Annotated in this window: 8 protein-coding genes and 1 tRNA gene; 3 read left to right on the top strand and 6 right to left on the bottom strand. The window is 64.8% G+C overall.

What is annotated here, in order from left to right:
* Positions 1-939, top strand: a 939-nt coding sequence (locus FJ980_RS28415) for an NAD(P)-dependent oxidoreductase (protein ID WP_281406343.1), incomplete at its 5' end; no start/stop codon positions are given.
* 43 nt (positions 940-982) lie between these two features.
* Here FJ980_RS28415 and FJ980_RS28410 read toward each other — a convergent pair.
* Together FJ980_RS28410 and FJ980_RS28405 are read right to left on the bottom strand one after the other, a co-directional pair.
* Positions 983-1,059 (bottom strand) — tRNA-Arg (locus FJ980_RS28410).
* Positions 1,060-1,145: 86 nt separating this feature from the next.
* A complete protein-coding gene (locus FJ980_RS28405; protein WP_140546970.1) occupies positions 1,146-2,309 on the bottom strand; it encodes a M20 aminoacylase family protein in 1,164 nt (387 codons plus the stop codon).
* A gap of 220 nt (positions 2,310-2,529) precedes the next feature.
* Here FJ980_RS28405 and FJ980_RS28400 point away from each other — a divergent pair, with 220 nt between their 5' ends.
* Positions 2,530-3,696 (top strand): D-alanyl-D-alanine carboxypeptidase family protein, encoded by a 1,167-nt coding sequence (locus FJ980_RS28400; protein WP_140546969.1) that lies wholly within the window; start codon positions 2,530-2,532, stop codon positions 3,694-3,696.
* An 8-nt stretch (positions 3,697-3,704) separates the two neighbouring features.
* The gene (locus tag FJ980_RS28395; RefSeq protein WP_140546968.1) at positions 3,705-4,811 is read left to right on the top strand and encodes a GTP-binding protein; all 1,107 of its coding nucleotides are present in this window, start codon (positions 3,705-3,707) and stop codon (positions 4,809-4,811) included.
* On the opposite strand, the gene FJ980_RS28390 is transcribed toward FJ980_RS28395, so the two are convergent.
* The 4 genes from FJ980_RS28390 to FJ980_RS28375 form a co-directional block, all read right to left on the bottom strand.
* Positions 4,808-5,065, bottom strand: a complete 258-nt coding sequence (locus FJ980_RS28390; RefSeq protein WP_140546967.1) for a sulfurtransferase TusA family protein — start codon at positions 5,063-5,065, stop codon at positions 4,808-4,810. The genes FJ980_RS28395 and FJ980_RS28390 overlap by 4 nt on opposite strands.
* A 9-nt stretch (positions 5,066-5,074) precedes the next feature.
* Positions 5,075-6,370, bottom strand: a complete 1,296-nt coding sequence (locus tag FJ980_RS28385; protein WP_140546966.1) for a murein L,D-transpeptidase family protein — start codon at positions 6,368-6,370, stop codon at positions 5,075-5,077.
* Between the two features lie 221 nt (positions 6,371-6,591).
* Positions 6,592-7,542: an acetyl-CoA carboxylase carboxyltransferase subunit alpha gene (locus FJ980_RS28380; protein WP_140546965.1), complete on the bottom strand. Its 951-nt coding sequence runs from the start codon at positions 7,540-7,542 to the stop codon at positions 6,592-6,594.
* Positions 7,543-7,641: 99 nt separating this feature from the next.
* The coding region (locus FJ980_RS28375) for a tyrosine-type recombinase/integrase (RefSeq protein WP_140546964.1) at positions 7,642-8,091 on the bottom strand (450 nt) is incomplete at its 5' end.

The following is an 8,091-nucleotide window of genomic DNA, read 5'->3' as shown; positions in this document are numbered from 1 at the left end:
GCCCTGGTCGCCGGTGGGCAATTCGATACCGGAAAAGACCTGCGGCATTACCCGACCGAGAAGCTCGAAGGCAAAAGACTGGCGGTGATCGGCTACGGCAATATCGGCCGGGAATTCGCCAGGCTCGGCCAGGCCTTCGGCATGCGGGTCGCCATCCATGCGCGGCCACGTCACCGCAAATGGATCGAGCTGGAGGGCTTCGACTACGCCGCGACCATGGTGGACGCCGCGCGCGGCGCGGACGCGCTTTCGGTCCATCTTGGCCTGGGTGCTTTCGATGCCGGCCAGCAACGTTACGCCAACGCCGGGCTGATCTCAGACGGGGTGCTTTGCGCACTCAATCCAGGCGCCGTGCTGATCAACTACGATCGCGGCGAGCTGGTCGATGTCGCAGCGCTGGAGCGCGCGCTGGAATCGGGTCGCGTTTCCCACGCAGCGATCGATGCCGATCTTTTTACCGACGGGGCCGCGCTTTCAGGGCCGATGCTGCCTTATCTGAAGCTGGTCGAGCGTTATGGCCAGCGTCTGGAACTTCTCCCGCATGCCGCGGCCGACACGGACCATCCCTCCCGTGTCGCGGGCGCCAAGCAGGCGATCGATCAGATCTACGCCGCCGTCACCGAGCACCGAGTCTACAATCTGAAGGGATCGCTGCCTCCGGGTTTCGTCGACATGGGAGCGAAGGTCCCGCCCGGTATCGGCGGCATCAATCCCCAGCATCTGGCGGCGCTGGCCGACGATCAAAACGCGGCCGCCGATCTCGCCCAGTCGAGCGCCGTCGTCGCCGCGTTCTGGGAACGCGTCCTGGCTGCGCCCGAACAGGAAAGACCGGCGCTGATCGCTTCCGGAGGCGAGACATTCGCCGAGGCCGCGAACCGCCTCTCCACACATTTGCGCAGGCACCATCTTTCGGGGCCGTTCTCACAAGGATCGACCTGACACCCACCATGCGGCGACTTGCTCGCCAAGCCATTGAAAAGCATGGTGATCCCGACAGGAATCGAACCTGTGACCTACAGATTAGGAATCTGCCGCTCTATCCTACTGAGCTACGGGACCACGCGGCCCGACACATAAACGCTTCGGGCCGGTTCGCCAAGAGGCGAGAAGGCGATGGGAACGCCGTCGCCTTCGCCTGCGTGCGCTCAGGTGGCGAGCGCGGTCTCGGCCAGCTTCACCCAATAGCTCATGCCGTGCGGGATGACCTCGTCGTTGAAGTCGTAGGCCGGGTGATGCAGGCCGGCCGAGTCGCCGTTGCCGATGAAGATGAAGGCGCCGGGGCGGGCTTCCAGCATATAGGAGAAATCCTCGCCGCCCATCACCGGCTGGATGGCGCGGTGCACGTGGCTGTCGCCGGCGATGTCGGCGGCGATATCGCCCGCAAACACGGTTTCCTCGGCATGGTTGAAGGTGACAGGGTAATTGGCGTCGTAATCGACCTCGATGGTAGCGCCGAAGGCGGAGGCGAGGCCGGCGCAGAGTGCGCGAATGCGCTCTTCCGATTTCTTGGCCACTTCTTTCTTCAGCGTGCGCACGGTGCCGGCGATCTCGGCGCTTTCGGGGATGACGTTATAGGCGTCGCCGGCGTGGAACTTCGTCACCGACACCACCACGGACTCGACCGGATCGGTGCTGCGCGAGGCAATGGTTTGCAGCGCGCCGACCAACTGGCTGGCGATGACGATCGGGTCGATCGTGCCGTGCGGCATCGCGGCATGGCCGCCGCGGCCCTTGACGGTGATGGTGAATTCGGCGGTCGCGGCCATGATCGGGCCGGGCTTGATGGCGAACTGGCCGACCGGCAGGCCCGGCATGTTGTGCATGCCGAACACTTTTTCGATGTCGAAGCGCTCCATCATGCCGTCCTTGACCATTTCGTTGCCGCCGCCGCCGCCTTCCTCTGCCGGCTGGAAGATCACCGCCACGGTGCCAGCGAAATTGCGCGTCTCGGCCAGATATTTGGCGGCGCCCAAGAGCATGGCGGTGTGGCCATCATGGCCGCAGGCATGCATCTTGCCGCGCACGGTCGAGGCCCACGGCTTGCCGGTGATCTCGTCGATCGGCAGCGCGTCCATGTCGGCGCGCAGCCCGATGGTCGCGCCATCGCCCTTGCGGCCGCGGATGATGCCGACGACGCCGGTCTTGCCCAGTCCCGTCACCACCTCGTCGCAGCCGAAGGCCGTCAGCTTCTCGGTGACGAAGCCGGCGGTCTGGAAAACGTCGAAATTCAACTCCGGTGTCTGGTGCAGATGTCGTCGCCAGCCGGCAACTTCTTCCTGCATTTGCGCGGCGCGGTTCAGAATCGGCATGGTCGGTCCATCTCTTGGTTGACTGGCGGCAGTCGGTTCAGAGTCACTGCTCGGCAATTGTGAATATATGGCACTTTGCCATTTTGGCGTCACATAGGGTAAATAGCACCGCAACAATGCGGCTCGGGATCGAGGGTCGGCCCGCATTATGCTGGCGATGGGTAACGAAATCTTACGGAGCCAGCGGCGATCACGGCAAGAGGCGATTTCGGATTTGATCATGCGGCAAAGGCATTTCCTCAACCTGTTGCTGGCAGGCGCGCTGGCGCTTCCGGTGCTTGGCGGCACGGCACGCGCCAATCCGGTCGTACTTTTCGACCTCAAGAGCGGCACCGTGCTGGAGCACCAGGACGCGTTCAAGCGTTGGTATCCGGCCTCGCTCAGCAAGCTGATGACGGCCTATGTCGCCTTCCGCGCCATCCAGGCCGGCGAGGTAGCGCTCGATTCGCCGATCAAGGTGACGAAGCATTCGGCCGGCGAGCCGCCGAGCAAGATGGGCTTCAAACCGGGTTCGGTGATGCGGCTCGACAATGCGTTGAAGATGATGCTGGTCAAGTCGGCCAACGACATAGCCATGGCAGTCGGCGAGAATATCGGCGGGTCGCAGGCCTCGTTCGCCGAGCGCATGAACGCCGAGGCGGCCCGGCTCGGCATGGTTGGCACGCATTTCGTCAATCCGAACGGGCTCTATTCGCCGGACCAGTATACGACCGCGCGCGACCTTGCCGTGCTGGTGACGGCGTTGCGCAATGATTTTCCGCAATATGCCCCGTGGTTCTCGATCGAAGGCCTTGCCGTCGGCAAGAAGGCGCTCCCGAACTACAATCTCCTGATCGGCCGCTATCCCGGCGCCGACGGCATGAAGACCGGCTTCGTCTGCTCTTCCGGCTTCAACATGATCGGCTCGGCGACGCGCAACGGGCGCACGCTGGTCGCCGTGGTGCTTGGCGAAAAATCGGCGGTCAGCCGCGCCGAAGCGGCGGCAAAGCTGCTCGACCAGGGTTTTGATAAACCGGCGGCGAGTTCGACCACGCTGGCCGCTCTCAAGCCCTATGGCGACACGCTGTCACCCAACGACATGCATGACGAGATCTGCGCGAAAAAGCCGAAGGCGGAGCAATCGGAGGCGGCGCCCGAGGTTGCCGCAAAGGATAAGCCGAAGTCGCCTTACCAGGTGAAGCTCGCCCATCCTACGCTCATCGCGGTCGGCCTCGGCGGCGCCACGGGTCCAGCGCCCAAGGCGTTCGTCGACCAAGCCGATCAGAATTATGCCGATGTGCCGCTGCCGATCTGGCGGCCGGACAGGCCGGCGCCGCCCGGCGCCGAGCCGCTGGCGACCGCCGCTGCCGGAGCGCAGGGCGACCAGCCCGTCAAAGCTGCCAACTAGGCAAACCAATGAGCAGCTTTCCCATTCCCGTTTCGGTGCTCACCGGCTTTCTCGGCGCCGGCAAGACGACGCTGCTTAATCGGCTGCTCAAGGATCCGGCGCTTGCCGATACGGCGGTGATCATCAACGAGTTCGGCGAGGTGACGATCGACCATCTGCTGGTGGAGCAGGCGTCGGACGGCATCATCCAGCTTTCCGACGGCTGCCTCTGCTGCACGGTGCGCGGCGACCTGGTCGATACGCTCGCCGATCTGGTCGACCGGCTGCAGACCGGCCGTATCGCGAAACTGGCCCGCGTCGTCGTCGAGACGACGGGCCTGGCCGATCCGGCACCGGTGCTGCAGTCGATCATGGCGCATCCGGCGCTGGTGCAGGCGTTCCGGCTCGACGGCGTCATCACGCTGGTCGACGCCGTCAACGGCGAGGCGACGCTCGACACCCATGTCGAGGCGGTGAAACAGGCCGCGGTGGCCGACCGCGTCGTGCTGACCAAGACCGATCTTGCCGGCGCGGCCGAGGTCGAGGCGTTGCGGGCAAGGCTCAAGCAGATCAATCCGGGCGCCGTCGTGCTCGATGTCGACGAGGCCGGCGCCGCGGCTCTGTTCAATTGCGGCCTCTATGATCCTGAAACCAAGTCCGCCGACGTGCGGCGCTGGCTTGGCGAAGAGGCGGCGCACGACCATGATCGCGACCATCACCACCATGACGGCGACCATGATCCTCACCACCATCATGAGCATCGCCACGACACGCGCGTGCGCTCGCACTCGCTTGTCCATGACGGCCCGGTGCCGTTCTCGGCGATCGAGATGTTCCTCGACCTCCTGCGCTCGACGCATGGCGAGAAACTCCTGCGCATGAAGGGCGTCATCGAACTCGCGGAGGATCCCTCGCGGCCGCTGGTCATCCATGGTGTGCAGAAGATCCTGCATCCGCCGGCGAGACTGCCGGCCTGGCCCGACGGCCAGCGCGGCACCAGGCTGGTGCTGATCACGCTCGACATGCCTCAGGACTATATCCAGCGGCTGTTCGCCGCCTTCACCAACAAGCCGTCGATCGACACACCGGACCGCGCGGCGCTGGGAGCCAATCCGCTGTCGATTGCCGGGCTTTAAGCTGAAGCAAGCAGATCGGCCGCCCTGCCGCGCTCGACCAGGAAACGGTGGCCGCCAGTGACGGCCGCCGTCTCGAGCAGCTGGTGGCCGGCATCGGCGCAGAAGGCCGGGATGTCGATCACCGCCAGCGGATCGGTGGTTTCGAGCCACAGCCGGGCGCCGGGCCGCATCGCAGCCAGCCGCTTGCGGGCCTTCAGCGCCGGCAACGGACAGTTCAGTCCCTTGAGATCGTAGATGGCGGGCGGCTTTGCCAAGCGGAAGTCTCAGCCGCCGAACATGCCGAGAAGCTTCTTCTTCAGCTTCGACACGGTGCCCTGGTCGGCGTCGGCGGCCTGCGTTTCCTGCGCCGGCTGGGCCGGCGCGGCTTCGACGCCGGCCGTTACGACCGGCTGCTGCGCCGCCTGCTTGGCGGCCTCCTTCTCGGCCAGCGCCTGCGCCCTTGCCTGTGCCTTGGCGGCCTTGGCCGCCTCAATCGCCGCCAGGCGCTGCTCTTCGGCTTTGCGCTTGGCTTCCTTTTCCGCGTCGGCTGCCGCCATCTTGCGGCCGAGCGGGGAATCGATGCGGCCCATGCGGCTCGTTTCGGTCACCGAGCCGTCTGAATTCAGCGACGGCGGGTCGATCGGCACGCGCTCGCCGCGGGCGCGGCGCTTCGACCAGTCGGAAACGATGCTGGCTTCCTTGACGCCGGCAATCGTCGGCTTCGGCGGCGGCGTGCTCGAATTCACGGCCGAATTGAAGGCCGCGTCGTAGCTCTTCTCGTAATTGGCATAGGCCGTCCTCAGCGAATCCGGCTGGGTCATCGCGGGGCAGGGGCCGGTCGGGTCGAAGGTCGTGCCTTCAGGCGCGACCTGGTTGAAGACGTAGCGCTTCTCGCAGACGTCGACCTTCGGCGGCACCTTGGTGATCTCGAAATTGTCGTAGCCGACCTTCAGCATCTTCCAGAACTCGTAGTTCGGGTCGTTGCGGTACCGCGCCATGTTGGCGGCGGTCATGCGGAACGGAAAGGCCTGGATCTGGAACTCGGTCTGGCCGCCCTGGAAGGCGTCGCGGCCGAAGGCATAGATCTGCTCAATCTGGGCATCGGTCATCGAATAGCAGCCGGACGACGAGCAGGCGCCATGAACCATCAGGTTCTGGCCGGTGCGGCCATTGGCGCGGTCATAGGCGTTGGGGAAGCCGATGTTGAAGGACAGGTGGTAGTTCGAGCGCGGGTTCATCTGCGAGGGACGGACCGTGTAGAAACCTTCCGGCGCCTGGCGGTCGCCCTCGGTGTATTTGGGGCCGAGCTTTCCCGACCATTTGCAGATGTCGTAGGTGGCGACAAGATCGTAACGGCCGTTGGTCTTGGCCTTCCAGATCTCGAGCTTGCCTTCCTCCTTGAAGATGCGCGCCATCACCGAGGAGGTGCGCACCATGCCCTTGGCCCTCATGTCGGCGAGGATCTTGTCGGGCAACGGCTTGTTGGCCTCCGGCGCGAAGTCCTTCATCGACGAATCGTTGCAGCCGGCGACGCCGATGGCGGCGATCAGGATTCCGGTGCGGGCAAGCTTGGCAAACATCGATACGGCTACGTCTCTTCTCTCGGGCCAACGGCTGTCGGCATGGCCGGGCCCATAGGCTGAACACCGGTGGACCGTAAGCCCGTTAACCTTGAAAATTCCTTACCGCAAGCCTTGGCAAACCCCTCGCGGCGATTTCCATTGAGCCGAATCCGGCGGCATTTTTGTGGCGGAATTGCTTATTCCGGCCACAGTTGAACGTCTTGCCGGGATTTGAGAGGTCAGAGGCTGCGGCCCATCGCCAGGTATTTCTCGCGGCGCTGCTCGCGGAAATCGGTGTTGGCGCCGGCGAAATCCTTCATCGTCCTGGCGATGAGGTCGCCGGTGGACGCAATCACCGTTTCCGGCGCGCGCTGGGCGCCGCCCATCGGCTCGGGAATGATGGCGTCGATGATCTTCATCTCGAGAAGATCCTGCGCGGTGATCTTCATGTTGGTCGCCGCGTCCTTCGAGCGCGTGGTGTCGCGCCACAGGATCGAGGCCGCGCCTTCGGGCGAGATCACCGAATAGATGGCATGCTCCAGCATGTAGACGCGATTGGCGGTGGCGATCGCGATGGCGCCGCCGGAGCCGCCTTCGCCGATGACCACCGAGATCGACGGCACCTTCAGCGAAAGGCAGGCCGAAGTCGAACGCGCGATCGCTTCGGCCTGGCCGCGCTCCTCGGCGCCGACGCCGGGATAGGCGCCGGCCGTGTCGACCAGCGTCAAAAGCGGGATCTGGAAGCGGTCGGCCAATTCCATCAGCCGCACCGCCTTGCGGTAGCCCTCTGGCCGCACCGAGCCGAAATTGTGCTTGATGCGGCTTGTTGTGTCCGATCCCTTTTCCTGGCCGATGATCGCCACCGGCTCGCCGCGAAAACGCGCGAAGCCGCCGACGATCGCCTGGTCGTCGCCGTAATTGCGGTCGCCGGCCAAAGGCGTGAAATCGGTGAACAGTGTCTTGATGTAGTCGACGCAATGGGGGCGGTCGGGATGGCGCGCGACCTGCACCTTCTGCCAGGGCGTGAGCGCCTTGTAGAGGTCGCGCAAAGCGTCGCGCGAGCGCTTTTCCAGCCTGCTGATCTCTTCGGCGACATCGACCGCCTCGCCGTTCTCGGCAAGCTTCTTCAGCTCAAGGATCTTGAGCTCCAGATCCTGCACCGGCTTTTCGAAGTCGAGGTAGTTGTACATGCTTGGGCGGACCGATCCGTCGGAAGGCAATGGCTGGCGGAACCGCTGAAATGCCGGCTCCGGGCGGTGGAACGTCGCCCTCACATAGCGATATGAGGCCTAGTCGGCAAGCGGGTGATGATCGTTGACCAGCCGCACCAGCCGCTCCTCCAGGACGTGGGTGTAGATCTGTGTCGTCGATATGTCGGCATGGCCAAGCAGTTGCTGGACGGCCCTGAGATCAGCCCCGTTCTGTAAGAGATGGCTGGCGAAAGCATGGCGAAGCACATGTGGCGAGACCTTGGCCGAGGCGATGCCGGCCCGGGCCGCCAGCCCCTTGAGGTCGCGAGCGAAGACCTGGCGCGAGAGGTAGCCGCTGTCCGACGCGGCAGGAAACAGGAACGGGCTGTCAGCGAAAGCGGGCACCTTGGCCCGGGCGGCGAGCCAGGCTCGCATCGCCGCGCGCGCCTTGGCCGACAGCGGCACCATGCGCTCCTTGTCGCCCTTGCCGCGCACCATGAAGAAACGGTCGTCGCGCTGCGCCACCGTCACCGGCAAGCCGACCAGTTC

This window comes from Mesorhizobium sp. B1-1-5, from assembly GCF_006443065.1.
GTDB lineage: Bacteria > Pseudomonadota > Alphaproteobacteria > Rhizobiales > Rhizobiaceae > Mesorhizobium.
This window is presented reverse-complemented; position numbering and strand designations above follow the sequence as displayed.